Origin of the sequence: Phenylobacterium sp., assembly GCF_030698145.1 — a bacterium.
Lineage (GTDB): Bacteria > Pseudomonadota > Alphaproteobacteria > Caulobacterales > Caulobacteraceae > Phenylobacterium.
The window spans coordinates 38,877-60,557 of sequence record NZ_JAUYNW010000090.1 but is presented as its reverse complement, the minus strand read 5'-3'; the positions used below and the strand labels follow the sequence as shown (position 1 = coordinate 60,557).

Annotated in this window: 26 protein-coding genes; 15 read left to right on the top strand and 11 right to left on the bottom strand. The window is 68.9% G+C overall.

Translation table 11 applies throughout. The annotated features are described in order from the left end of the window. The 3 genes from typA to Q8Q77_RS13775 form a co-directional block, all read left to right on the top strand. The coding region (gene typA, locus Q8Q77_RS13785) for a translational GTPase TypA (RefSeq protein WP_305584183.1) at positions 1-1,605 on the top strand (1,605 nt) is incomplete at its 5' end. 3 nt (positions 1,606-1,608) lie between these two features. Further along, positions 1,609-2,916: a sensor histidine kinase gene (locus tag Q8Q77_RS13780; RefSeq protein ID WP_305584182.1), complete on the top strand. Its 1,308-nt coding sequence runs from the start codon at positions 1,609-1,611 to the stop codon at positions 2,914-2,916. Continuing rightward, complete coding sequence (locus Q8Q77_RS13775; RefSeq protein ID WP_305584181.1) at positions 2,916-3,281, top strand: response regulator; 366 nt, start codon at positions 2,916-2,918, stop codon at positions 3,279-3,281. The genes Q8Q77_RS13780 and Q8Q77_RS13775 overlap by 1 nt, the downstream gene beginning before the upstream one ends. A 174-nt stretch (positions 3,282-3,455) precedes the next feature. Here Q8Q77_RS13775 and Q8Q77_RS13770 read toward each other — a convergent pair whose 3' ends face one another. After that, positions 3,456-3,911, bottom strand: coding sequence for a GNAT family N-acetyltransferase (locus Q8Q77_RS13770; RefSeq protein WP_305584180.1), 456 nt, complete (start codon positions 3,909-3,911; stop codon positions 3,456-3,458). A 40-nt stretch (positions 3,912-3,951) separates the two neighbouring features. Between Q8Q77_RS13770 and Q8Q77_RS13765 the strand changes: the two genes are divergently transcribed. Beyond that, on the top strand, positions 3,952-5,121 hold the full coding sequence (locus tag Q8Q77_RS13765; RefSeq protein WP_305584179.1) for an aminotransferase: 1,170 nt from the start codon (positions 3,952-3,954) through the stop codon (positions 5,119-5,121). A gap of 90 nt (positions 5,122-5,211) precedes the next feature. Beyond that, positions 5,212-5,970, top strand: a complete 759-nt coding sequence (locus Q8Q77_RS13760) for a hypothetical protein (protein WP_305584178.1) — start codon at positions 5,212-5,214, stop codon at positions 5,968-5,970. A gap of 6 nt (positions 5,971-5,976) precedes the next feature. Here the strand turns inward: Q8Q77_RS13760 and Q8Q77_RS13755 are convergent, their stop codons facing one another. After that, a complete protein-coding gene (locus Q8Q77_RS13755; protein WP_305584177.1) occupies positions 5,977-6,744 on the bottom strand; it encodes a helix-turn-helix transcriptional regulator in 768 nt (255 codons plus the stop codon). A gap of 79 nt (positions 6,745-6,823) precedes the next feature. Between Q8Q77_RS13755 and Q8Q77_RS13750 the strand changes: the two genes are divergently transcribed. Beyond that, positions 6,824-7,582, top strand: a complete 759-nt coding sequence (locus tag Q8Q77_RS13750) for a VOC family protein (RefSeq protein WP_305584176.1) — start codon at positions 6,824-6,826, stop codon at positions 7,580-7,582. Beyond that, on the top strand, positions 7,579-8,247 hold the full coding sequence (locus Q8Q77_RS13745; RefSeq protein ID WP_305584175.1) for an O-methyltransferase: 669 nt from the start codon (positions 7,579-7,581) through the stop codon (positions 8,245-8,247). The genes Q8Q77_RS13750 and Q8Q77_RS13745 overlap by 4 nt, the downstream gene beginning before the upstream one ends. On the opposite strand, the gene Q8Q77_RS13740 is transcribed toward Q8Q77_RS13745, so the two are convergent. Both Q8Q77_RS13740 and Q8Q77_RS13735 read right to left on the bottom strand, forming a co-directional pair. Beyond that, on the bottom strand, positions 8,244-8,702 hold the full coding sequence (locus Q8Q77_RS13740; RefSeq protein ID WP_305584174.1) for a GNAT family N-acetyltransferase: 459 nt from the start codon (positions 8,700-8,702) through the stop codon (positions 8,244-8,246). The two genes, Q8Q77_RS13745 and Q8Q77_RS13740, sit on opposite strands and share 4 nt — an antisense overlap. Then, complete coding sequence (locus Q8Q77_RS13735; RefSeq protein WP_305584173.1) at positions 8,702-9,466, bottom strand: SDR family oxidoreductase; 765 nt, start codon at positions 9,464-9,466, stop codon at positions 8,702-8,704. The genes Q8Q77_RS13740 and Q8Q77_RS13735 overlap by 1 nt, the downstream gene beginning before the upstream one ends. A gap of 91 nt (positions 9,467-9,557) precedes the next feature. Here Q8Q77_RS13735 and Q8Q77_RS13730 point away from each other — a divergent pair, with 91 nt between their 5' ends. The 4 genes from Q8Q77_RS13730 to Q8Q77_RS13715 all read left to right on the top strand — a co-directional run bounded on the left by Q8Q77_RS13730 (position 9,558) and on the right by Q8Q77_RS13715 (position 12,909). Beyond that, on the top strand, positions 9,558-10,523 hold the full coding sequence (locus tag Q8Q77_RS13730; protein WP_305584172.1) for an alpha/beta fold hydrolase: 966 nt from the start codon (positions 9,558-9,560) through the stop codon (positions 10,521-10,523). Positions 10,524-10,613: 90 nt separating this feature from the next. Then, positions 10,614-11,459 (top strand): hypothetical protein, encoded by an 846-nt coding sequence (locus Q8Q77_RS13725; RefSeq protein ID WP_305584171.1) that lies wholly within the window; start codon positions 10,614-10,616, stop codon positions 11,457-11,459. Beyond that, a complete protein-coding gene (locus tag Q8Q77_RS13720; RefSeq protein ID WP_305584170.1) occupies positions 11,456-12,460 on the top strand; it encodes a hypothetical protein in 1,005 nt (334 codons plus the stop codon). Before Q8Q77_RS13725 ends, Q8Q77_RS13720 begins: the two co-directional genes overlap by 4 nt. Then, entirely contained in the window at positions 12,457-12,909 is a 453-nt protein-coding gene (locus tag Q8Q77_RS13715) for a DUF6152 family protein (RefSeq protein ID WP_305584169.1), read from the top strand. The genes Q8Q77_RS13720 and Q8Q77_RS13715 overlap by 4 nt, the downstream gene beginning before the upstream one ends. 8 nt (positions 12,910-12,917) lie before the next feature. On the opposite strand, the gene Q8Q77_RS13710 is transcribed toward Q8Q77_RS13715, so the two are convergent. The 5 genes from Q8Q77_RS13710 to Q8Q77_RS13690 all read right to left on the bottom strand — a co-directional run bounded on the left by Q8Q77_RS13710 (position 12,918) and on the right by Q8Q77_RS13690 (position 15,631). After that, a complete protein-coding gene (locus Q8Q77_RS13710) occupies positions 12,918-13,262 on the bottom strand; it encodes a hypothetical protein (protein ID WP_305584168.1) in 345 nt (114 codons plus the stop codon). A 94-nt stretch (positions 13,263-13,356) separates the two neighbouring features. After that, positions 13,357-13,824, bottom strand: a complete 468-nt coding sequence (locus tag Q8Q77_RS13705) for a DUF6644 family protein (RefSeq protein WP_305584167.1) — start codon at positions 13,822-13,824, stop codon at positions 13,357-13,359. 3 nt (positions 13,825-13,827) lie between these two features. Next, the gene (locus Q8Q77_RS13700; RefSeq protein WP_305584166.1) at positions 13,828-14,382 is read right to left on the bottom strand and encodes a DUF6644 family protein; all 555 of its coding nucleotides are present in this window, start codon (positions 14,380-14,382) and stop codon (positions 13,828-13,830) included. Positions 14,383-14,387: 5 nt separating this feature from the next. Then, on the bottom strand, positions 14,388-14,837 hold the full coding sequence (locus tag Q8Q77_RS13695; RefSeq protein ID WP_305584165.1) for a hypothetical protein: 450 nt from the start codon (positions 14,835-14,837) through the stop codon (positions 14,388-14,390). 71 nt (positions 14,838-14,908) lie between these two features. Beyond that, positions 14,909-15,631, bottom strand: a complete 723-nt coding sequence (locus Q8Q77_RS13690; RefSeq protein ID WP_305584164.1) for an extensin family protein — start codon at positions 15,629-15,631, stop codon at positions 14,909-14,911. A 185-nt stretch (positions 15,632-15,816) separates the two neighbouring features. Between Q8Q77_RS13690 and Q8Q77_RS13685 the strand changes: the two genes are divergently transcribed. From Q8Q77_RS13685 to Q8Q77_RS13675, 3 genes are read left to right on the top strand one after another with little or no spacing between them, the layout of a single operon-like run. After that, on the top strand, positions 15,817-16,428 hold the full coding sequence (locus tag Q8Q77_RS13685; protein WP_305584162.1) for an ATP-dependent Clp protease proteolytic subunit: 612 nt from the start codon (positions 15,817-15,819) through the stop codon (positions 16,426-16,428). A gap of 4 nt (positions 16,429-16,432) precedes the next feature. Further along, a complete protein-coding gene (locus Q8Q77_RS13680; RefSeq protein ID WP_305584161.1) occupies positions 16,433-18,031 on the top strand; it encodes an alpha-amylase family glycosyl hydrolase in 1,599 nt (532 codons plus the stop codon). Positions 18,032-18,048: 17 nt separating this feature from the next. Continuing rightward, on the top strand, positions 18,049-19,149 hold the full coding sequence (locus Q8Q77_RS13675; RefSeq protein WP_305584160.1) for an aromatic ring-hydroxylating dioxygenase subunit alpha: 1,101 nt from the start codon (positions 18,049-18,051) through the stop codon (positions 19,147-19,149). Here the strand turns inward: Q8Q77_RS13675 and Q8Q77_RS13670 are convergent. After that, entirely contained in the window at positions 19,146-20,114 is a 969-nt protein-coding gene (locus Q8Q77_RS13670; RefSeq protein ID WP_305584159.1) for a hypothetical protein, read from the bottom strand. The genes Q8Q77_RS13675 and Q8Q77_RS13670 overlap by 4 nt on opposite strands. Before the next feature lie 115 nt (positions 20,115-20,229). Here Q8Q77_RS13670 and Q8Q77_RS13665 point away from each other — a divergent pair, with 115 nt between their 5' ends. Next, complete coding sequence (locus tag Q8Q77_RS13665) at positions 20,230-21,012, top strand: alpha/beta fold hydrolase (protein ID WP_305584158.1); 783 nt, start codon at positions 20,230-20,232, stop codon at positions 21,010-21,012. Positions 21,013-21,051: 39 nt separating this feature from the next. On the opposite strand, the gene Q8Q77_RS13660 is transcribed toward Q8Q77_RS13665, so the two are convergent. Further along, positions 21,052-21,681 (bottom strand): glutathione S-transferase family protein, encoded by a 630-nt coding sequence (locus Q8Q77_RS13660; RefSeq protein WP_305584157.1) that lies wholly within the window; start codon positions 21,679-21,681, stop codon positions 21,052-21,054.

Genomic DNA, 21,681 nt, shown 5'->3' with positions numbered 1-21,681 from the left:
ACCCCCGGCCACGCCGACTTCGGCGGCGAGGTCGAGCGGATCCTCGGCATGGTGGACGGTTGCGTCCTGCTGGTGGACGCCGAAGAGGGCGTCATGCCCCAGACCAAGTTCGTGCTGGGCAAGGCGCTGAAGATGGGCCTGCGGCCGATCCTCTGCCTCAACAAGGTCGACCGGGCCCACGCCGATCCCGACCGCGTGCTCAACGACGCCTTCGACCTGTTCGCCGCCATGGGCGCGACGGACGAGCAACTGGACTTCCCGCACATCTACGCGTCGGGCAAGAACGGCTGGGCGACGCTGGACATGTCCAAGCCCAACGACAACCTGGCGCCGCTGTTCGACATGATCGTGCGCCATGTGCCCGAGCCCAAGGCCGTGGCGCAGAAGGACGGACCGTTCCAGATCCTCTCGGTGCTGATCGAGAACGACCCGTTCCTGGGCCGCCTGCTGACCGGCCGCATCGAGAGCGGCAAGGCCACCCCGGGCCTGGCGATCCACGCCCTCGGCATCGACGGCAAGGAAGTCGAGCGTGGCCGCATCACCAAGGTGCTGGCCTTCCGCGGCCTGAAGCGTCAGCCGATCGAGGACGCGGAGGCCGGTGACATCGTGGCTATCGCGGGCCTGTCGAAGGCCACCGTGGCCGACACCCTGTGCGCCATGGACGTCACCCAGGCCCTGCCCGCCCAGCCGATCGACCCGCCGACCATCTCCATGACCGTCTCGGTGAACGACAGCCCGCTGGCCGGCCGCGAGGGCGACAAGGTGCAGAGCCGCGTGATTCGCGACCGCCTGCTGAAGGAAGCCCAGTCCAACGTCGCCATCCGCGTGACCGAGACCCCGGACAAGGACGCCTATGAGGTGGCCGGTCGCGGCGAACTGCAGTTGGGCGTGCTGATCGAAGGCATGCGCCGCGAAGGCTTCGAGCTCTCCATCAGCCGTCCGCGGGTGGTCTTCCAGGCCGATCCGGAGACCGGCGCGCGCCTAGAGCCCATCGAGGACGTCATGATCGACGTCGACGACGAGTTCAGCGGCATCGTCATCGAGAAGCTGTCGGCCCGGAAGGCCGAGCTGAAGGACATGGGCCCGTCGGGCGCGGGCAAGACCCGCATCAGCCTGATGTCGCCGTCACGCTCGCTGATCGGCTACCAGGGCGAATTCCTCACCGACACCCGCGGCTCGGGCGTGCTGAACCGCGTGTTCAGCCACTACGAGCCCTACAAGGGCGCCATCGACGCCGGCCGCAAGGGCGTGCTGGTCTCCAATTCCGAGGGTGAAACCGCAGCGTTCGCGTTGTGGAACCTCGAGGATCGCGGGACGATGTTCGTGGGCGGCGGCGAGAAGACCTACCAGGGCATGATCATCGGCGAAAACAGCCGGGCCGACGATCTTGACGTCAATCCGATGAAGGCCAAGCAGCTCACCAATGTGCGCGCCTCCGGCAAGGACGAGGCCGTGCGCCTGACCCCGCCGCGCCGCATGACCCTCGAACAGGCCATCGCCTATATCGAGGAAGACGAGCTGGTCGAGGTGACGCCGAAGTCGATCCGCCTGCGCAAGCAGGTGCTGAACCCGTCGTTCCGCAAGCGCCGCGTCAAGGAAGAATAGCCGGTGGCGCGGGATCCGGGGGAGGTTTCGGGTTCCAATCGCCAAGCCGCACGCGAGCGGGCTTTCAGCCTACTCGCCGTCACGGTGGCCGCCCTGTTCCTGGCCTTCGCCAGCCTGGGCGGGGTTTTCGTCTGGTATGACCGAAGCGCAAGCGCGGTGTCCCACACCCACGAGGTGCGCAACGGCATCGCCGACGTGCTCCAGGCCCTGACCGACGCGGAGTCGGCGCAGCGGGGCTACGTCCTGACCGGCGATCGGAACTTCCTCGTGCGGATCGAGAACGGGCGTGAGCGCGCCGAGTCCAGGCTCAACGCGGTCGACGTCCTGACCGCCGACAACCCGATCCAACAGGCGAGGGTCGCTAGTCTACGCACCCTGATGGCCAGGCGGCTGGCCGTGATCGACCTCACCATGGCCCAGCGTCGCTCGGGCGACGCCGTGGCCGCCATCCGGACCATCCGGAAGGGCGAGGGCATCGCGGCGATGAACGGCATCCGCCTCATCGTCGCTGAGCTGGAAGCTGAAGAGGCTCGTCTGCTGGCCGAGCGGGGGGGCCAGACCGCGGCGATCCGCGCGGTGCTGCTCTGCCTGCTGATCGGCTTCGGCGCCGCCCTGACCTACTTGTTCATCGGGGCCCAGCGCGACCTCAGCCTGGACCGCGAGGCCGAGGCCGACACCTCCGAACGCCTGCGCGCCCTGCTGGCCGACAGGACCCTGCTGCTCGACGAGGTCAATCATCGGGTCAAGAATTCGCTGCAGCAGATCGCCAGCGTCGTGCGCCTGCAATCGCGCTCGACGCCCGACGGCGAGGCGCGGGAGGCGTTGGAAAAGACCCTGGACCGGATCATGGCCGTGGGCCGGGTCCACGAGCAGCTCTACAAGTCGGGCGGCGAGGTGGGCCTGTTCGACGCGGGCCATTACGCCAAGGCCCTGGCCCACGACCTCGTCGATTCCCTGGGCCGCGACGACGTGCGCCTGACGACTGAAGTCGAGGCCCACGAGCTGGACCTGAGGCAGGCCGTGCCGTTGGCGCTCATTCTCAACGAACTGATCACCAACGCCTTGAAGTATGGATGCCCAGCCGATAGGCCATGCGCGATCCACGTCGGCTTCAGAACCGACGGGGAGCAGTTTCGCTTAAGCGTTGCCGACGACGGCATGGGCCTGCCCAAGGGCTTCACGCCGCGCTCCAAGAACAGCTTGGGAATGAGGGCCGTGGAGGCCCTCGCAAGGCAACTGGGCGGACGCTTCGTCGTCGAACAACCGGAAGCTGGCGCCGCCTTCGCCGTGGTCTTCCCGAGGAGCCTGTGATGACCATGCGTATCATGGTGGTTGAGGACGACGCCCTGATCGCGCTCGATATCGTCTGCCTGCTGGAAGACATGGGCCACCTGGTGGTCGCCGAGGCCGCCGACGCCTGCACCGCTTACGAGATGGCCGAAGATGATCGCCCCGACGTCGCCCTGGTGGACATCCGCCTGGCCAAGAACACCGACGGCGGCAAGCTGGCGCGCAAGCTCTATGACGAGCTGGGCGTGCGCTCGCTGTTCGTGTCGGGCTCGATCACCCAGGACTTCCGCGAGTCCATGGCCGGGATCAATCCGGTCGGCTTCCTGGGCAAGCCGGTGACCCGCCGCACCCTGGGCGACGCCCTGCGGCACGTGACCCAGCACTAGGCTTCTGGCTTCGGCGCGCGCGCCTCTCGGCTCGTCATGGCCGGCCTCCGTGCCGGCCACCCATAACCCCGGCGCTCGCTGAGCCAAGCTCTGTCATGCGGCGAATATGGATCCCCGAGACAAGATCGGGGATGACGATCTTGTGTGTGGGGTGGACTTGGGCAAGCCGTCAGCTCACCCCAGCACCAACTCCATGAACACGTCGGCCCGGGCGTAGGGAGTCTCGGCGGGGGGCAGGTCCACGAAGCCCATGGCGCGGTAGAGCCCTAAGGCCGGGCCCAGGCTGGAATTGGTTTCCAGATAGAGGCGCGGCGCGTCGAGCGCCCTGCCCTTGTCGATGCAGGCCTGCATCAGCACGCGGCCCAGGCCCGTGCCGCGGGCGGCCTCGGTCACCGTCATCTTGGCCACCTCGAACCCGCCGTCGGCCAGGGCGATCATCCCGACACAGCCGACCACCTCGCCGTCCTGTTCAGCCATGAAGATGTGGCCGCCCTTGGCGAGAATCTTGCCCAGCGGATCGTCCAGCACCTCGCGGTCCTTGGGCTCGATGGTGAAATACTTGCCGATCCACGCCTCGTTCAGCGTGCGCCAGGCTTCCGCGTGCCGGGGTTCGAAATCGACGATCTTCACGGCTTCGATATTGGAGCGGAAGCTGTGCTAGGCAAGGCGAATGGCGAATCCGGTCTTCGCAAACCTGCCCACCACCATCTTCGAGGAGATGTCCGGGCTCGCGCGCCAGCACGGGGCTGTCAATCTGGGCCAGGGTTTCCCAGACGACCCCGGCCCCGAGGCGATCCGCGCCAAGGCCGCCGACGCGGTCATGAACGGCTACAACCAGTACCCACCTATGGCCGGCCTGCCCGAGTTGCGCGCAGCCGTGGCCCGCCACTACGCCTGCACCCAGGGCCTGGACTTCGACTGGGCCAGCGAGATCACCGTCACCTCCGGCGCCACCGAGGCCCTGGCGGCGACCTTCCTGTCGCTGATCGAGCCGGGCGACGAGGTGGTGACCTTCCAGCCGCTCTACGACGCCTACCTGCCGCTGATCCGCCGCGCCGGCGGCACGCCGCGACTAGTGACCCTGTCGCCGCCGCACTGGCGCTTCGACCGCGCGATGCTGGAGGCCGCGTTCAGCGACAAGACCCGCTTCGTGGTGCTGAACAACCCGATCAACCCGGCCGGCCTGGTCCTGCCGGAAGAGGACCTGGCCCTGCTGGCGGAGTTCTGCGTCGCCCACGACGTCACCGCCATCTGCGACGAGGTCTGGGAGCAGGTGGTGTTCGCGCCCGCCCGCCACCGGCCGCTGATCGCCTTCCCCGGCATGCGCGAACGCTGCGTGAAGATCGGTTCGGCGGGCAAGATGTTCGGCCTGACCGGCTGGAAGGTGGGCTTCATTTGCGCCGCTCCGGCCCTGACCCACGCGCTCGCCCGCGCCCACCAGTTCCTGACCTTCACCACCCCGCCCAACCTACAGGCCGCGGTCGCCTGGGGCCTGGACAATAGCGCCGACTGGTTCGTCCAGATGCCGCTCGATCTGGCGCGGTCCCGCGACCGGCTGGCCCAGGGTCTGGCGCGGGAGGGGTTCGTCACCCTGCCGACCCAAGGCACCTATTTCCTCAATGTGGACCTGCCCGCCTCCGGCGTGACCGAGCCGGACCGGGCCTTCTGCCTGCGGGCGGTGACGGAGGCCGGCGTGGCGGCCATTCCGGTGTCGGCGCTCTACGAGCAGGACCCGGTGACCACCATACTGCGCCTGTGCCTGGCCAAGGCCGACGTCACCCTGGACGCCGGGATCGAGCGGCTGGCCCGGGCGCGGGAGCTGTCGCGCCGGCAGGGTTGAGAACTATCTCGCAGGTTGTCTTGGTTTCACGGACGCCCCGGACAAGCCTATCCTGGCCGCAGGATCTGTGTGGGTGTTGAAGGACGATCGATGAAGCTCCGTCAGAAACATGCGGTGCTGGCCGCCGTCACCGTTGCGACCGTGTTCGCGGGTGGCATGGCCCAGGCGCAGAGCTATGAGCGTTACGGCCCGCCGTCGGCGCCCCAATACGACACCGCCCGCTACGGCTCGGCCGATCCCTGCCGGCGGACCGCCGGCAACCGCGCCCTGGGCTGGGGCCTGTTCGGCCTGGTCGCGGGCGGCTTCGCGGGCGGCGCGGTCGCCGCGGCCGGCGTCGTGGCCGAGGGCGCGGCCCTCGGAGCCCTGGCCGGCACGGTGATCGGCGCCAAGGCGGGGGCGGCCTCGGCGGCCTGCGAGAGCGCCGCCTACTGGAACCACCCGGCCTATCAGAGCTACCAGGACGAGGGGCCTCCGGCCGATGACGGCCACCAGTATGAGGCGCGCGAGTACGGCTACGGCTATGGCGACGACCGGGGCTATGACCGGGATTACGAGCGCGGCGACGAGCAGCACTATCGGCGCGACCAGGAACGCCCGCCGATGACCTATTACGAGCGCCGGACGACGCCGAACTCGAACTACGAGTACCGGTCCAGCTACTCGTCTTCGACCACCTATGGCGGCGCCCGCTACAACGCCTACAGCGACCGCTCGCCCTGCTGCGACGATCGCCAATATGACCGCGACGACCGCGACGCCTATCGGCCCCGCCACGAGCACTACGAGTCCGCGCCGCGCGGCTATGACGGCCATTCGGCCCCGCCGCGCGATCCCTACGACCGCTACTAAAGGGCGCTACTGGGGCCGGTAGCGGGCGGGCGTGGTCCCGAACGCCCGCTTGAAGGCGGCGATGAAGGCCGAGGCGCTGCGGTAGCCGGCGTCCAGCGCCGCCTGGGTGACCGGGGCGCCGGCGCTCAGCGACACCACAGCCTGCTGCATGCGCACCCGGCCGCGCCAGGCCTCCAGCGACAGGCCGGTCTCGGTGAGGAACAGGCGCTGCAGGGTGCGGAAACTCGCCCCCGAGCCTCGCGCCAGCGCAGCCAGGGGCGCGACCTCGCCCGGCGAGGCCAGCAGGCGTTCGGCGAATCCCCGGGCCCGCGCATCGGCCGGCAGGGGCAGGACCAGGGGTGCGGTCTCGCCCGCGGCCAGCAGGTCGAGCAGCAGCCCCTCCAGCCGTTCGTGCGCCGGGTCGTCCACGTCCAGCATGCCGATGCGCACGATGTGCAGGATGAGCTCGCGCAGCAGGGGCGCGACCTCCAGGGCGCGACACGCCTGGTGGCGCTCATCGCCCTTGGCCGGCGCGAGGTAGAGGGTGCGCATGGCCACCGTCCCGCGCATGGCGATCTCGTGCGGCGTGCCGCCCGGCACCCAGATGGCGCGTGTGGGCGGCACGATCCAGGCAGCGTCCGGCGTAGAGACGCGCATCACGCCGCTGGCGGCGTAGACCAGCTGGGCCCAGGGGTGCGTATGGCGATCCAGCCGGTGGCCGTCGCGATAGGTGACCGCCAGGCCCCGGACGGGAAAACCGTCGGGATCCCGTGCATTTTGGCGTGCTTCAGACATTAATCGTCAGACTATCGCAAGCACGCCACGCGGCGAAGGCCTAGATTGGCCGCCTCAGCCCACGGCCCAGGTCGACGCCATGCCAGCCACCTTCCGTCACTTCGCGATCAACGCCGACGACGTGCCCCGCGCGCGGGCCTTCTACGAGCAGGCCCTGGGTTGGACCTTCACGCCCTGGGGCCCGCCCGGCTTCTATCAGACCCGCAGCGCCGGCCAGGGCTTCGTGGGCGCCCTGCAGGGCCGCCGCGACATCGGCGGCCACGCCATGCCGAGCGTGGAGCTCACCTTCGGCGTCGAGGACGTCGAGGGCACGGTCGCGGCGATCCAGGCTGCCGGGGGGACGACGATCATGCCGCCCTTCCACATCGAGACCGTGGGCCACCTGGCCTTCTTCCAGGACACCGAGCGCAATGTCGCCGGCGTCATGCAGTACGAGCGTGACGCCACGCCGCAGGGCGCGCCCGCCGCATTGGGTTCGGCCCAGCTGCGCCACGTCTCGATCAACGCCGACGACCTGGGCCGCGCGCGGACCTTCTACGAGCAGGTGTTCGGCTGGACCTTCACGCCCTGGGGACCGCCGGACTTCTTGCAGCTTCACGGCGCCGGTATCGGCGGCGCGCTCCAGGCCCGCCACCAGGTCGACGGACGCGCCCTGCCCGGCTTGGCGGTGAGTTTCGGCGTCGCCGACATCCATGCCGCCGCGTCCGCCATCGCGGCGGCGGGCGGGACGGCGCTGAGCCAGCCGTTCCACATCCAGGGGGTCGGCCACCACATCTTCTTCCAAGACAGCGAGGCCAACCTGTTCGCCGCCATGCAGTACGAACGGAACGACCAATGAGCGTGCTCACAGACACGGCGCTGCGGGCGCGGATCGAAACGCTTCAGGCGCAGAGCGTGGCGCAGGAGGCCGAGACCTATCGTTATTTCGGCGAGCGGGCGGAGAAGGGCGACCTCAGCTGGGACGGGCTGGACGCCGACGCCAACCGCTTCATGGCCGACAAGATGGTGGCCCTGGAGCCGGAAAAGGCCGAACTGTGCTGGCTGCTCTGCCGTTCGCTGCGGGCTAGGCGGGTGGTCGAGATCGGCACCTCGTTCGGGGTCTCGACCCTCTACTTGGCCGACGCTGTCCGGGCCAATGGCGGCGGCGTGGTGATCGGCACCGAATACGAGGCCGCCAAGGCTGCCGCGGCGCGGGCCAGTTTCGCGGCGGCCGGCCTGAGCGGCCTGATCGACCTGCGCGAGGGCGACCTGCGCGAAACGCTGAAGGTGATTGAGGGCCCGGTCGACTTCGTGCTGATGGACATCTGGACCGAGATGGCCCGCCCCGCCCTGGAGCTGGTCGCCCCGCACCTACGTCCGGGCGCGATGGTGGTGGCCGACAACACCAGCCAGTTCCGGCACGCTTACCGACATTTCTTCGAATTCGTCGAGGACCCGAGGAACAGCCTGAGGAGCCTCACCCTGCCCTATTCTGGCGGGCTGGAGCTGGTGGTGAAGGTCTAGGCGGGCGGCCGCTCATAGAAGATGTCCACCTCGTCGCGGCCGGTCTCGGCGAAACCGAACCGGGCGTAGAAGCGGTTGGCCGGGCTTTCCCGAAGAACGGTCAGCTTGACCGCCAGAGCCTGGGCGTCGCTCTCCGCCAGTAGGGCCGCAAGGACATGCGCGCCCAGGCCCGCCCCCTGGTGGTCCGGATGGATGTAGAAGTGCTCAAGCCGGCGCCAACCCGAAGCGTCCGGGCCGAACGCCACGCAGCCCGCGAAGGCCTCCCCGCGCCAGATCAGGCGCGTGTGCTCGGGCCGGAACTGCTCGACCATGCGCCGCCGGGCCCGGACGGGGTCAAACCGGCCGATCCGCTCCAGGCTCTCGCGCATGGTTGCGACCCTGAGCTCGACCAGCCGCTCCACATCGTAGGCTGCGGCGGGCGAGAACCGGAAACCATTCTCCCCGCCCTGCGCCATCAGGCCGTCGAGCCGCCGTCGATGACCACGGTCTGGCCGGTCATCCAGGAGCCGGCCTTGGAGCCCAGGAACACCGCCGCGCCGGCGATGTCGTCCGGCTCGCCCAGGCGGCGCAGCGGCGTGCCGGTGGAGGCGCGGGCCTCGCCGGCCGGGGTGTCCCAGAGCGCCTTGGCGAAGTCGGTCTTCACCAAGCCGGGCGCGATGCAATTGACCCGGATGTTGTGGGGGCTCAGCTCCTGGGCGAGGTTTCGCGCCAGCTGCATGTCGGCCGCCTTGGAGATGGCGTAGGCGCCAATCACCCCGGTGCCGCGCAGGCCGCCGATCGACGAGATGATGATGATCGCGCCGTCCTTGCGCTCCATCATCTCCGGGGCGGTCATGTTGATCAGCCAGTTGTTGGCGATGATGTTGTTCTCGAGGATTTTGCGGAAGGCGTCGTCCGGGATCTCGCTCATCGGGCCGTAGAACGGGTTCGAGGCGGCGTTGCAGACCACGATATCGACCTTGCCGAACGCCTTGCGGGTCTCGTCGACCAGGCGCTGGAGATCATCCTTCGAGGAGATGTTGGCGGGGACCGCGATGGCCGCGCCCGGATGCTTGGCGTTGATCGCCGCAGCGACCTCTTCGCAGGGCCCGGCCTTGCGCGAGGAGATCGTCACCTTGGCGCCATGCTCGGCCATGCGCTCGGCGATGGCCTTGCCGATCCCGCGCGAGGACCCCGTGATGACGGCGACCTTGCCGGTCAGGTCGAACAATTCACCCATGGCGCTTCCTTCCAAACATGTGTTTGATTTTATCGCCGCCATTTGCGGCGCCGGGCGACGCTGGGTCAAGCCCGGGGTGGAGGGGTGATCGATGCCGAATTTCCAAGAGATCGAACTGCCCGACGTCACCCTGCGCGCGGCCGTGGAGGGCGAGGGCCCGCTGGTGGTCATGGTCCATGGCTTTCCCGAGAGCTGGTACAGCTGGCGCCACCAGATGGGGCCGGTCGCGGCGGCGGGCTTCACCGCCTGCGCCATCGACGTGCGCGGCTATGGCGGATCGTCGCGGCCGCAGCCCATCGAAGCCTATGACATGGAGCACCTGGTCGCCGACGTGGCCGGGGTGATCGAGGCGCTCAGCCCCGGCGCACCGGCGGTGCTGATCGGCCATGACTGGGGCGCCCCCATCGTCTGGAACACCGCGCTGGTCCGTCCCGATCGGGTCCGCGCCGTGGCCGGACTGTCGGTGCCCTATTTGGGCGTGCCCAAGCGCTCGTTCATGGACCTGGTCGACACCGTGTTCACCAGCCGCGGCAAGTTCTTCTACCAGGCCTGGTTCCAGAACGTCGGCCCGGCCGAGGCCGAGCTGGAGGCCGACCCCCGCGACGGACTGCGGAAGTTCTACTACGCCATCAGCGGCGACGCCCCGGACGGGACCTGGCCCACCGACAAGGTTCACGGCCAGAGCCTGCTGGAGGGCCTGGTCGATCCCGCCCCGTTCCCGGCCTGGCTGAACGACGCCGACCTCGACTATTACGTGGCGGAGTTCGAGCGCTCGGGCTTCCGCGGCCCCATCAACCGCTACCGCAACCATCAGCGCGACTTCGAATATCTGTCCAAATTCGAGGGCCGCAAGATCGAGCAGCCCTCGCTGTTCGTCGGCGGCGAGCGCGACCTGGTGCTCAGCATGCTGGGGCGCGGCGATCTGGTGGCCATGATGAAGGCCGAGATGACCGACCTGCGCGGCGCCGACGTCCTGCCGGGCTGCGGCCACTGGACCCAGCAGGAACGGCCCGCCGAGGTCAACGCCCGCCTGCTGCCCTGGCTCGCCTCGCTCTGAGGCGGCGATTGTTCTGGCGCCCGGTATGACCTAGCCTTCCCGGTGCGACGCGGCCGCCACGAGCCGCGCGCCCACGCCTGGGGAGGCGACATGGACAAGGCGTTCGCATCGCTGATCCTGGCCGGCGCGATGACGCTCGCCCTGGCGGCGGGCGCATTCGCCCAGAGCCCCTACAAGGCGCCGCGCGGACCTGGCGGCCACCCCGACCTGAACGGCGTCTGGCAGGCGATGAACAGCGCCAACTACGACATCGAACCCCACCCCGCGCGCGCGGCCCTGGCCTTCCGCAAGGGCCCGGTGACGCCGGCGCCGGCCAAGGAAGTGCTGGCCCTGGGCGCCGTGGGCGCCGTGCCGGCCGGCCTGGGCGTCGTCGAGGGCGGCGAGATCCCCTACACCCCCGAGGCCCGGGCCCGGCGCGACGAGAACCGCGCCCGTTGGCTGGATCGCGATCCGGAGATCAAGTGCTACCTGCCGGGCGTGCCGCGGGCCAACTACATGGCCCTGCCGTTCCAGATATTCCATTCCGAGAAGGCGATCCTTTTCGCCTACGAATATGCCGGCGCGGTGCGCAACATCCTGCTGAAGAACCCCGGCCCCGCGCCCATCGACAGCTGGATGGGTCAGTCGGTCGGCAAGTGGCAGGGCGACACCCTGGTGGTCGAGGTCACCGCCCAGAACGACGCCACCTGGTTCGACCGCGCCGGCAACTTCCATTCCGACCGGATGAAGGTGGTGGAGCGCTACACCCCAACCGGCCCCGACACACTGCGCTACGAGGCGCTGATCGACGACCCGGCCACCTTCACGCGACCCTGGAAGATCGCCATGAACCTCTATCGCCGCCAGGGCGAGGACGCCCGGCTGCAGCAGTTCAAGTGCGTCGAGTTCGTCGAGGAGCTGATGTACGGCCATCTGAGGAAGGAGCCTTTGAAATGAGTTTCCGCACCCTCCTGCTCGCCACCGTTCTGGCGTTGACCGCCACGACCGCGAGCGCCCAGACCTACAAGGTTCCGCGAACCGCCCACGGCGACCCCGATCTGCAGGGCATCTGGACCAACGCCTCGATCACCACCCTGGAGCGGGCGCCGGGCCTCAACAAGCTGGTGCTGACGCCGCAGGAGGCCAAGGCCGCCGAGGCCATGACCAAGGCCTGGCTCGCCGAGAACGACAAGCCAACCAGCCCCGAGGCCGGCGCCCCGCCAGTGGCCGACGATCCCGGCGGCTACAACTCGTTCTGGATCGACCTGGGCTCGAAATACGGCGTCGTGAACGGCGAGATTCGCACCTCCTGGGTGGTCGATCCGCCCAACGGCCAGGTGCCCTATTCCGCCGAAGGCCGCCGGGCGATGATGGCCGAGGGTTTCCGCCAGTTCCAGGTGTTCGACGGGCCCGAGACCCGGTCGCTGGGCGAGCGCTGCATCGTCGGCTACGGCTCCACCGGCGGGCCGCCCATGCTGAACGTGCTCTACAACAACAACTACCAGATCGTGCAGTCGCCGGGCTTCGTCACCATCGTGGTGGAGATGAACCACGACGCGCGGGTGATCCGGCTGGGCGGCAAGCATCCGCCCAAGACCATCCGCCCCTGGATGGGCGATTCCATCGGCTGGTGGGAAGGCGACACCCTGGTGGTCGAGACCACCAACCTGCATCCCGGCCAGGCCTTCACCGCCGACATCCGCCACCGCATCTACCTGGCGCCGGAGTCCAAGGTGATCGAGCGATTCAAGCGCGTCTCCGACAAGGAGATCGTCTATGCCTTCAGCGTCGAGGAGCCCCGCGCCTACACCCAAGTCTGGCGCGGCGAGATCCCGATGCGGGCGACCGAGGGGCCGATGTACGAGTACGCCTGCCACGAGGGGAACTACTCCCTGCCCGGCATCCTGGCCGGGGCGCGGGAGGAAGAGAAAAAGAAGAAGGGCGGAGGCGCGCAATGACGACGCGACATCTGGTCATCGGGGTGTTGGCGGCCTGCGCCGTCCTCGCCCTGGGGGCCGGGGCCTACGCCCACCACGCCTTCACCGCCGAATTCGACGCCAAGACGCCGGTCCTGCTGCGCGGCAAGGTGACCAAGATCGAGTGGATCAACCCCCACGCCTGGGTGCACCTGGCGGTCGTCGCCCCAGGCAAGCCGCCCCAGGCCTGGATGGTCGAGGGCGGCACGCCCAACACCCTGCTGCGGGCCGGCATCGACCGCAACACGCTGAAGATCGGCACCGAGATCGTGGTGCGCGGCTACCAGTCCAAGGACAAGCTCTGCAGCCCCGCCTGCAAGGCCAACGGCCGCGACGTGACGCTCGCCAACGGCCAGAAGCTGTTCATGGGCTCCAGCGGCACCGGAGCCCCGCGCGACGGCGCCGATCCCAATGAACGGCCGCGGTCATAGGCCAGAGCCTAGTGAGTCGGCCGCGCCTCGGGCTGGGCGGAGGCCGGCCTGCCGGTCGTGACCTCGGGCCGGCATGAGAAGATCACCTCGCCGGCCGTGATCTGCGGCTCGCCGGTGAATAGATCTGAGAGGTTCTCCTTGACCCAGGTCATGGCCCGATCCTTGACGCGCTCGGCGTCCTCGCGGGTCTCGAACATGGTGACCGACATGCCGACGCCGCCGCCGGCGTCGACGATGTGGTAGCCCTTGAAGCCGACAGCCGACTGCAGAAGCGGCACGAGGCCGGCTTCGGCGCGCTTGGCGGCCTCGGCCGTCGAGCGCAGGTTTTCGATGCGACGCGTGATTATGTACATGGACGCCTCCTAGAGCCGCCCCCTCCCGCGGCGCGAAGATAGCACGACGCCGCGGTGGCCCCATGCGCGTTCGAAACGCTCACGCGAGCGTGAATCAGCTGAAGCCGATCCAACGGCCGGCGGTCGCCACCGTCAGCCACAGCGCCAGCGACAGCGCGCCCACCGCCTTGGCCGACAGGCCCGCCACATCTCGCGCCGCCAGCCGGTTGCGCACCGCGAAGGTGAAGACCAGCGCGCAGGCCAGGGCCGACATCTTCAGCCAGTAGGCCTCCTTGTCGTAGAGCTTGACCGCCTCCGACAGGGCCAGCGGCACGCCAGTCATGACCATCGTGGCGATGGCCGCCAGCAGCCAGGGCCGCGCCGCGCGTTCCACCTGCGAAGGCGGCTGGGCGGTGAGGCCCGCGCCCAGCAGCCGCAGGTCGACGATCAGCACCGCCCCGCCCAGCAGGGCCAGGCCCAGAAGGTGGACGGCCTCCACCGCCGGGAACAGCCAGACGGACTCCCGGATCGCCGCCGCCACAGGGGTCCGTTCCAGGCTCTCGAAGAGGGCGTATAGGTCCACGGGTCAGAACTCCGTGGGGGGGCAGGCGGCGAGCGCCTGGATCAGCGCGCCTTGCGGACGGTCGCAGTCGAACCAGTTGTAGGCGATCATCCGCCCGGTCACGACCACCCCGGCCCAGACCGCCAGCGAGAGTACGGCGCAGACCTTGGCGCCGCGCGGCGCGGGTCCTTCGTCCCACCGCCCCTGGTCGCGCTGAACCCGCAGGTGGAAAATCGCGATATTGACCGCGGCGACCAGCAGCAAGACAAGCTTGGCGCGGAACCAGACGCTGTGGAACGTCCGCTCCGGGATGGCGTAGAACAGCAGCAGCCCCGTCACCGCCATCAGGATGAAGCCGGCCACGGTCCAGGGCAGGATCCTGCCCGTCATCTGCGAGACCGGCGTGGCGGCGAATCCCACGCCCAGGAGCCGCAGGTCGACCATGGCGATAGATCCGACGAACAGGGCGATCGCCAGCACATGGGCCGTCTCGACGAACGAATAGGCGTAGAGGGACTCGTGGAGGGCGATGCTGCCCGGCGTGGCGGCCAACGCCGCGACCGTGCCCTCCAGGTCCATCGCCCCTACTCCGGCTTGGGCATGTAGCGCTGGTGGCAGGCGACGCAGACCTCGTAGATCTTGCCGCCGGTGTCGAAGACCGCCTGCTTGTCCTTGGCCTGCGCCGCCTTCATGGCCGCCAGCCCCGCCTCGCTCAGCTTCCTGGAATAGGCCGCCCACTGCGGCTCGTCGGGACCGCGCCCTGGCAGCATCAGCAGGTTGCCCGCCTCGGCCACCACCGCCGCGCCGTTCTCCACCGCCTGCCAGCCCTCGGGGGTGGTGGGCGACAGGTCCTGCTCGCCGGCCGCGGTGATCACGTAGCCTGACCCGCCCCAGACCGCGTCGGCGGCGGGATCGAGGACGTGCTCCATGATCTCGTGGACGCCGTTCTGCGTGTTGAAGGCCGGCCCCGTCGGCTCGGCCTCGCTGCAGGCGGCCAGCAGGACGGCGCAGAGCGCCAGCGCAAGGCGTGCCATGTCCCTCCCCGACCCGGCCGTTCGTCGTCGCGCCATTGTTGGGCCGCGCGCCGCCTCGGGTCCAGCCCGGATCAGCGACATACCCGGTAGCGGCCCGAATCGAGGTGCAAGTGGTCCCGGTGCGCGGCGTTGTAGTCGGGACTAAGGGTCACATGGAACCAGCGGCAGGCGCCGGTCCGCACCCGGCGCAAGAACACGCCGTTCGCCCCATCGGACTTGAAGTCCTTCAGCACCGACACCCGCCGGCCGTCGGCCAGCCGCACCTCGGCGACGTCCAGGGCGTTGGCGAAGGCGTGCTCGCTCAGGCCGTCGCGGCCACCCACCCTTCGGCAGGCATAGGTTCCGTAGTGGCCCACCTCGACGACCCGGGCCCCAAGTGTCTCCCGCGCCGCCGGCCGCAGGGCGTGGCGGTCCCAGAAGGCGTAGGCCAGGGCCTGGGGACAGGTCATGACTGGGCCGGCGGGCCGCAATGGCGTGACGCCGCCTTGCAGCCGCCCGGCGTTCAGCACCGCGCAGACGCCGTCGACGCGGATCGGAACTTCCCAAAATCCGACCCCGCCTTCGCGCAGCACCGCGCGACAGGCCCGTCGGTCCTGGGCGGCGCGCTCGAACTTCATGTGGGTGGCCAGGCCCGGCGGATCGGCCAGGCGCAGCGGCTTCCAGGGCAGGTCCTGCGGCGGGGCGTAGGCGTCGGCGATCCAGGCCACGGCGATCAGAACGAGCGCCAGGTCGAGCAAGGCGGCCCAGACCGCGGCGAGGGCGAGGCTTTCCGGCGAGGAGCGGGGCGGGCGCACTTGGATTGGAACGAGCTCACTCCGGCGCCGGTTCAGCGCGCTTTTCCTCGCCGAAGGTTACAGCCTGGTTTGGCGACATTCGTTCAGCTTTATGCGCGATTGATCGCCACCGCCGCCGGCTAGCCCCTTGCGGATGGGCGCGGAGCGACGCACGTTCCGTGCAACGAAATTTGGAGACCTGACTGATGCGTAACTGGCGCCTGGACGAAGACGAAGACGGCGACGAAAACGCCCGCAAGCCCGACATGCCGATGACCTCCGGGCCCGTCCAGAACGCGCTGTTCCACGCGCGCACGGTTCTGGTGTTCGGCGAGATCGACATGCGCCTGGCCGAGCGGGTGACCGCCCAGCTCCTGGCCCTGGCCAGCGAGAACAGCAAGCCGATCAAGGTGGTGATCAACTCCCCCGGCGGCCACGTGGAAAGCGGCGACACCATCCACGACATCATCCGCTACTGCGGTCCCCAGGTGAAGGTGATCGGCACCGGGTGGGTGGCCTCGGCCGGCGCCTCGATCTTCCTGGGCGCACAGAAGGAAAACCGCTTCTGCCTGCCCAACACCCGCTTCCTGCTGCACCAGCCCATGGGCGGCGTGCGCGGCCAGGCCAGCGACATCCAGATCGAGGCCGAGGAGATCGTGAAGATGCGCGAGCGCGTCAACCGCATGATCGCCAAGGAAACCGGCCAGACCTACGAGCGGATCGTCAAGGACACCCAGCGCAACTTCTGGATGGGGGCCGAGGCCGCCGTCGAGTACGGCCTGGTCTCCAAGATCATCAACAACGCCACCGAGGCGTAAGAAGGTGGCCGCGCCCTGGTGGAAGGGCGCGGTCGTCTATCACATCTATGTCCGCAGCTTCTTCGACGCCGACGGCGACGGCCATGGCGACCTCAAGGGCGTGCTGGCCAAGCTGGACTACATCGAGAGCCTGGGGGTCGACGCGATCTGGCTCTCCCCGGTCCACCCCTCGCCCAACCGCGACTGGGGCTACGATATCTCCGACTACGAAGGCGTCCATCCGGACTACGGAACGATGGCTGACCTCGAGGCCCTGGTGGACGCGGCCCACGGGCGCGGCCTGAAGTTGATGCTGGACGAGGTGCTGTCCCACACCTCCGACGAACATCCCTGGTTCGCGGAGAGCCGCGACGGCCGGGCCGAGGGCGACAAGGCCTCCTGGTATGTCTGGGCCGATCCGGCCGAGGACGGGACCGCGCCCAACAACTGGCTGTCGGTGTTCGGCGGCCCGGCCTGGGCCTACCAGCCGGCGCGCCGCCAGCACTATCACCACAAGTTCCTGCGCCAGCAGCCGAAGCTCAACTGGCGCAACCCCGACGCCCAGGCCGCGGCGCTGGATGTGCTGGACTTCTGGCTGGCCAAGGGGATCGACGGCTTCCGCCTGGACGTGGCCGGGACCTTCCTCCACGACGACGCCCTGGCCGACAATCCGGCGGTGCGGGCGGCCGAGCGGACCCGCTATCACTGGTCCCACGCCAGCGAGATGCAGCGCCACCTGCACGACTCCAACTTGCCCGAGAACATCCCGCTCCTGGACGTCATCCGCCGACGGGTCGATGCGCACGGCGACAGGTTCGTGTTCGGCGAGTTCTCCGAGGAGGAGGAGCGCTGCGGCGCCTATTGCAGCCCGGAGGAGGGCCTGCACTCAGCCTACACCTTCGTCCTGCTGCACGCCCGCAAACTATCGCCGCAGATCTTCCGCGAACACTACGAGACGCTCAGCCGGTATCCCGACCACTGGCCCTGCATCTCCTTCTGCAACCACGACATCCCACGCACCGCCACCCGGTTCGGCGGCGGAGAAGCCATCGCGCGGCTGATGCTGGCCCTGCTGCTCAGCCTGAAGGGCGCCATCCTGCTCTACCAGGGCGAGGAACTGGGCCTGCCGGAGGCCCAGAGCCTGACCCGCGAGGAGATCCGCGATCCGGTGGGCGACCTCTACTGGCCCATCGCCAAGGGCCGCGACGGCTCGCGCACCCCCATGCCCTGGACCGAGGGGCCGAACTTGGGTTTCTCGCCGGCCAAGCCCTGGCTGCCTCTCGCGGTGGAGCACGCCGGCCTGTCGGCGGCGACCCAGGCCGCGAACGCCACGTCCGTCCTGGCCTTTTCCAAGGCTATGATCGCCCTGCGCAAGGCCACCCCCGCGCTCACCACAGGCGAGATCGAGATGGTCGCCGCGCCTGAACCGGTCCTGGCCTTCATTCGCCAGGAGGGCGCCGAGCGCATCGCCTGCCTGTTCAACATGGGCGCGACTGAGGCTGTGTTCGGCGACGAGCGGCTGGCCGGGGCGACCACCCTGACCCCCACCGTCGGCGCGGCGCGGTTGGATGGAGCGGCGCTGCATCTCGGCCCGCACGCGGTGCGGTTCCTGCGGCTCGCATGACGCGGTAGAAGGGGCTCATGGCCGACGACGCTTCCAAGCCCGCTCCCGCCGCCGACGCAAAGTTCGGCCGCGGGTTCCTGCACGACATCTGGTATTTCGCCGCCCTGGCGAGCGACCTGAAGCTTGGCAAGCTGCAGCGTTACGAACTGCTGGGCGAGCCCGTGCTGCTGGGCCGCGACCGCGCGGGCAAGGTCTATGCGCTGAAGGACATCTGCCCGCACCGGGCTGCGCCGCTCTCGGCCGGCAAGCTGCGGGACGAGGCCGACGGGACGCCCAGCGTGGAATGTCCCTATCACGGCTGGCGGTTCCGCACCGACGGCGCCTGCGCCGCCATCCCCTCGCTGGTCGCCGACCAGGCGATGGACGTCAGCCGCATCCGCGTGCGGCGCTATCCCACCGCCGAGAGCCAGGGCTTGGTCTTCATCTGGATCAGCGCCGATCCGCGCTTCGACGGCGAGCCGCCTGAGCCGCCCCCGGTCTTCCCAGGGGTGGTCGGCGGCGGGCCCAAGCTGGTCGACCGCATGGTGTTCGACGCCCACATCGACCACGCGGTCGTGGGCCTGATGGACCCGGCCCACGGCCCCTATGTGCATCAGCAATGGTGGTGGCGCTCGGCCAAGAGCCAGCACGAGAAGGCCAAGAAGTTCGAGCCCCGCGAGCAGGGCTTCGCCATGGTCCGTCACGAGCCCTCGAAGAACAGCCGCGCCTACGCGATCCTGGGCGGCGAGCCCCTGACCGAGATCGTCTTCCGCATCCCCGGCCTGCGCTGGGAGCACGTTACGGTGGGCGCACGCCAGGTGCTGTCGCTCACCTGCCTGACCCCGGTGTCGGAGACCCAGACGAAAATCACCCAGGTGATCTGGTCCGACCACCCGGCGTTCCTGTTCCTGAAACCGCTCATCGCCGCCGGCGCACGGGCCTTCCTGCGCCAGGACGGGGACATGGTGAACCTGCAGAACGAGGGGCTGCGTTACGACCCGTCGCTGCTGTGGATCGACGACGCCGACCGACAGGCCAAGTGGTACCAGCAGCTCAAGCGGGAATGGTCGCTGAGCCGCAAGCAGGGCCGTGGTTTCGAGAATCCCGTGGAAGCCGCCACCCTGAGGTGGCGTAGCTAGGCCGCCGCCGTCTGCGAGGCTTCGGGCGGCTTGGGCGCGGTGAGCTTCAGGTCGTCGATGCGGATTTCCGCGAAGCCCCGCTCAACCTCCCAGTCGATGCGGCCGCCCAGGGCGGTGATGGAGGACACCGGCTCCAGCCGGCGCAGGTCCATGGCTTTCAGCGCTTGGTGGGTCACCTTGACGTGGACCACCGGCGATTGCTCGGCCTCGCCGCGGCCCTTGACCAGAAAGCAACGCGCGACCACGTCGATCATGTCGAGCGGAACCACGGCCAGCACCTCGACGGCCACCCGCAGGGTGGTGGCGCAGACATTGGCCAGGTGCATCTCCTGGCGGACCTCGGGGGGCAGGGCGACAAAGACCGCCCGGCCGGTGTCGCCGATCTCCACGGCTTCGTCGGGAATGGCGTCGTATTCCAGGCAGTCCACATAGACCACGAGCTTGCCGGGCGCGGGCATGTGGACGCCCAGGCCTTCCAGGATCGGGGTAAATTCGGCGGCCGGAATGTGGGCCTTCAACGCCTGCTCGATCGCCCCGATGTCCAGCGCAAGCACGGCGGCGGCCAGGCCGACGTCGAGATTGTGGACGTCGGCGGCGCGCTTGGCCCTGGCGTAGTTTTCGGCGTCCTTCTTGGCGGCCTCCAGGACCCGCTCGGCCAGGGCGCGGCGGCGGTCCTGGCCCAGGCCGAACAGGCCGTCGATGATTCCCGGCTGATAGTTGGCGAGCGCGCGGCGCGCCTTCTGCTCCAGGGCGTTGGCCCGGACGGCGGGCTCGACCATCCCGGCTCCGGCGATCTCGTGCCAGTCCATCCGCTCGTAAGGGACGCAGTGAGCGCGGGTCAAGGTCTCGAACAGGGCGTCGTATCTGGCGGCCAGTTCAGGGGCGGTGGAACGGCGTCCGTTCGCCCGCTCCTTGCATTCACGATCGCGCAGCGCTTTCTTGGTCGCCCGGTCGATACGATTCATCGTTGCGATGATCGTCTTGGCCGAACCCTGCGCGTCCATTTTTGCCCCGCGTGTCTTTTCGCCGCACTCCTTTCTGAGATACCTGCGTTTTCATCACTGATCTCTTAAGAAAATCATGGACTTCAGCACAACCGACGGTTTCCGACTCGCCTTTGACGATAGAGCGCCCGCCGATTATGACCGGGCGATTCTGCTGATCCACGGCTTCGCTTCGAACCGAAACGAGGGTTGGAAGCGCACCGGCTGGTACGCCGCGCTGGAGCGGCGGCGCTTCCGGGTGATCGCCCTGGACCAGCGCGGCCATGGGGAAAGCGGCAAGTCGCACGACCCGGACGCCTATCTGCGCGCCAACCTGGCCCGGGATATCGTCGAGCTGATCGACCATGTGGGGATCAACCGCGTGGACCTGTTCGGCTATTCGATGGGCGCGCGCACGGCCGCGGCCGCGGCGCTGGCCGCGCCGGAGCGGTTTTCCAACCTGATCCTGGGCGGGGTGGGCCACAAGCTGCTGGAGGAGCGGAGCCCGATGGCGACGAACCTCATGGTCGACGCCATGCTGGCCGAGGACCCCGACACCATCACCGAGCCGTTCCTGAAGAGCTTTCGCCAGTTCGCCGACGAACAGGGCGAGGACCGCCAGGCCCTGGCGGCCTTCACCCAGGCGGCGAACCCACCGCTGGATGTCGCCGGCTTCGCCGCCCTGCCCATGCCGGTCCTGGCGGTGGCCGGCGAGCGGGAGACCAACGGCGATCCCGTGGAGCTAGCCCAGGCGTTCGCCCATGGGCACGGGGTGGTGGTCCCCGGTTGCGACCACTTCTCGGCCATTCCCCACGCCCTGACCAAGGCCGCCGTGTTCGACTTCATCGACGGCGTGCTGGACGACCCCTGGACGCGGTGACGACCTTTTCCCTCCCCACGAGGAGGAGGGAAAAGAGGTCTAGGCCTTCGGACCCATGTTGTAAGGGCCGCCCTTTTCCAGCGCCTTGCGATAGGCCGAACGGTCCTGGAACCGTTTCACCCAGGCGGCGATATTGGGATAGGCGCCGAACCGGCCGAAGGCGCCGGTGACCTCGCCCACGAAGCTCATCTGGATATCGGCGGCGGAGAAGTCGTCCATCAGCCAGTCGCGGCCGGCCAGGGCGCCTTCGACATAGCCCAGGTGATTGGCGATCTCGCTCTCGATCCGCGGATGCAACGGCGCGCCCGCGTCGCCCAGGCGGCCCACATACATGAACAGCATCAGGGGCAGCATGGCCGAGCCCTCGGCGTAGTGCAGCCACTGCTGGTAGGTGTCGTAGCCCTTGGCGCCCGGCGCCGGGCCGAGCTTGCCGCCGCCATGGTGGCGGACGATGTAGTCGATGATCGCGCCGGACTCGATGACGGTCGCATCGCCCTCGGTGAGCACCGGCGACTTGCCGAGCGGATGGATGGCCTTCAGCTCCGGCGGCGCCAGGCGGGTGGTGGCGTCGCGCTTGTATTCCTTGATCTCGTAGGGCGCGCCCAGCTCTTCCAGCAGCCAGAGGATGCGCTGCGAGCGCGAGTCATTGAGGTGATGGACGACGAGCAT

Excerpts from the sequence above, each read along its gene's own strand:
- Q8Q77_RS13775 (WP_305584181.1), top strand. The coding sequence starts at position 2,916 with ATGACCATGCGTATCATGGTGGTTGAGGACGACGCCCTGATCGCGCTC.
- Q8Q77_RS13765 (WP_305584179.1), top strand. The coding sequence starts at position 3,952 with ATGGCGAATCCGGTCTTCGCAAACCTGCCCACCACCATCTTCGAGGAG.
- Q8Q77_RS13760 (WP_305584178.1), top strand. The coding sequence starts at position 5,212 with ATGAAGCTCCGTCAGAAACATGCGGTGCTGGCCGCCGTCACCGTTGCG.
- Q8Q77_RS13755 (WP_305584177.1), bottom strand. The coding sequence starts at position 6,744 with ATGTCTGAAGCACGCCAAAATGCACGGGATCCCGACGGTTTTCCCGTC.
- Q8Q77_RS13750 (WP_305584176.1), top strand. The coding sequence starts at position 6,824 with ATGCCAGCCACCTTCCGTCACTTCGCGATCAACGCCGACGACGTGCCC.
- Q8Q77_RS13745 (WP_305584175.1), top strand. The coding sequence starts at position 7,579 with ATGAGCGTGCTCACAGACACGGCGCTGCGGGCGCGGATCGAAACGCTT.
- Q8Q77_RS13740 (WP_305584174.1), bottom strand. The coding sequence starts at position 8,702 with ATGGCGCAGGGCGGGGAGAATGGTTTCCGGTTCTCGCCCGCCGCAGCC.
- Q8Q77_RS13735 (WP_305584173.1), bottom strand. The coding sequence starts at position 9,466 with ATGGGTGAATTGTTCGACCTGACCGGCAAGGTCGCCGTCATCACGGGG.
- Q8Q77_RS13730 (WP_305584172.1), top strand. The coding sequence starts at position 9,558 with ATGCCGAATTTCCAAGAGATCGAACTGCCCGACGTCACCCTGCGCGCG.
- Q8Q77_RS13725 (WP_305584171.1), top strand. The coding sequence starts at position 10,614 with ATGGACAAGGCGTTCGCATCGCTGATCCTGGCCGGCGCGATGACGCTC.
- Q8Q77_RS13720 (WP_305584170.1), top strand. The coding sequence starts at position 11,456 with ATGAGTTTCCGCACCCTCCTGCTCGCCACCGTTCTGGCGTTGACCGCC.
- Q8Q77_RS13715 (WP_305584169.1), top strand. The coding sequence starts at position 12,457 with ATGACGACGCGACATCTGGTCATCGGGGTGTTGGCGGCCTGCGCCGTC.
- Q8Q77_RS13710 (WP_305584168.1), bottom strand. The coding sequence starts at position 13,262 with ATGTACATAATCACGCGTCGCATCGAAAACCTGCGCTCGACGGCCGAG.
- Q8Q77_RS13700 (WP_305584166.1), bottom strand. The coding sequence starts at position 14,382 with ATGGACCTGGAGGGCACGGTCGCGGCGTTGGCCGCCACGCCGGGCAGC.
- Q8Q77_RS13695 (WP_305584165.1), bottom strand. The coding sequence starts at position 14,837 with ATGGCACGCCTTGCGCTGGCGCTCTGCGCCGTCCTGCTGGCCGCCTGC.
- Q8Q77_RS13685 (WP_305584162.1), top strand. The coding sequence starts at position 15,817 with ATGCGTAACTGGCGCCTGGACGAAGACGAAGACGGCGACGAAAACGCC.
- Q8Q77_RS13675 (WP_305584160.1), top strand. The coding sequence starts at position 18,049 with ATGGCCGACGACGCTTCCAAGCCCGCTCCCGCCGCCGACGCAAAGTTC.
- Q8Q77_RS13670 (WP_305584159.1), bottom strand. The coding sequence starts at position 20,114 with ATGAATCGTATCGACCGGGCGACCAAGAAAGCGCTGCGCGATCGTGAA.
- Q8Q77_RS13665 (WP_305584158.1), top strand. The coding sequence starts at position 20,230 with ATGGACTTCAGCACAACCGACGGTTTCCGACTCGCCTTTGACGATAGA.
- Q8Q77_RS13660 (WP_305584157.1), bottom strand. The coding sequence starts at position 21,681 with ATGCTCGTCGTCCATCACCTCAATGACTCGCGCTCGCAGCGCATCCTC.